The organism is Rhodococcus chondri, from assembly GCF_036327435.1.
In the GTDB taxonomy this organism is placed as follows: domain Bacteria; phylum Actinomycetota; class Actinomycetes; order Mycobacteriales; family Mycobacteriaceae; genus Rhodococcus; species Rhodococcus chondri.
This window is the reverse complement of the sequence record NZ_JAUZMZ010000386.1, coordinates 1-865: the sequence shown is the minus strand read 5'-3', so window position 1 is coordinate 865 and position 865 is coordinate 1. Positions and strand designations below refer to the sequence as shown.

Genomic DNA, 865 nt, shown 5'->3' with positions numbered 1-865 from the left:
CCTCGCAGCGGTGGACTTCCCCGCGCCGATACCTCCGGTCAACCCCATTCTCAGCACGCCGCCCAGTCTCGCACTCCCGGGCGGCGCACCGAAATCCGGCCCGCCGCAGTCACATCGCGATCACAGGTCGGTCACGGTGCGGTCGCGACCGGTGCCCGAGAGGGAAACACACCCTCTCACCTGGGACAAATGCGAGGGAGGCGTCTGCGCGTCGGATATTGTCGTCACGAAGCGTCCGACCACGGATATCCCCGTCCATTCGCGAAGGCAGGCCATGCGACCCTCTCCCACATCAACCGGTCGGCATCGCCTCGGCGTGGAAAACGGCGTGCACTGCATTCTCATTCCCGAGGTGGCCGCCGCACTCGCCGAGCACCGGCGGAACTGGTTCTCCATGTTGCTCAGCACCGCCCGGCACAGCCAGGCCGCGATCCGCAAGCGCGCGGCGTCGCTGCCGACGCAGTGGGCGACCCCCGCGGTGGGCTGACGCTCCCCGTCCCCGGTATCGCGCCCCGAGGCGCAGGCAGACTCGCACATCGGACCATCGAACCGACCGGACCCACGCCCGACAGCGGCCTTCTCCCCCACGGGAGAAGGCCGCTGTTCTCTGCGCACTGTCGTCTGTGCACTGTGTTGTCGGGGTGGGAAGTCCGTCGCCGCGTGGGCGGCACGTCCCACGTCCGACCCCGAACACGCGGCAGGCCCCGCACCGGTTCGGTGCGGGGCCTGCCGTACGCGCTTATGTGTCAGGCGTTGCCGGACAGCTTCTCGCGAAGCGCAGCGAGCTGGGCGTCGCTGGCGAGCGATCCGCCGGTCGTCTGCTCCGGCGCGGCCTCGGTGCCAGACTCGGACGAGTAGTTGCTGC

At 69.6% G+C, this 865-nt stretch carries 1 protein-coding gene; it reads left to right on the top strand.

Annotation, left to right across the window (positions count from 1 at the left end):
* Positions 1-274: 274 nt before the first annotated feature.
* Positions 275-487 carry a hypothetical protein gene (locus Q8814_RS26300; RefSeq protein WP_330154849.1) on the top strand — a complete coding sequence of 71 codons (213 nt, stop codon included), beginning with the start codon at positions 275-277 and terminating at the stop codon, positions 485-487.
* Positions 488-865 lie beyond the last annotated feature (378 nt).

Coding starts and splice junctions, on each gene's coding strand:
- Q8814_RS26300 (WP_330154849.1), top strand. CDS start 275: ATGCGACCCTCTCCCACATCAACCGGTCGGCATCGCCTCGGCGTGGAA.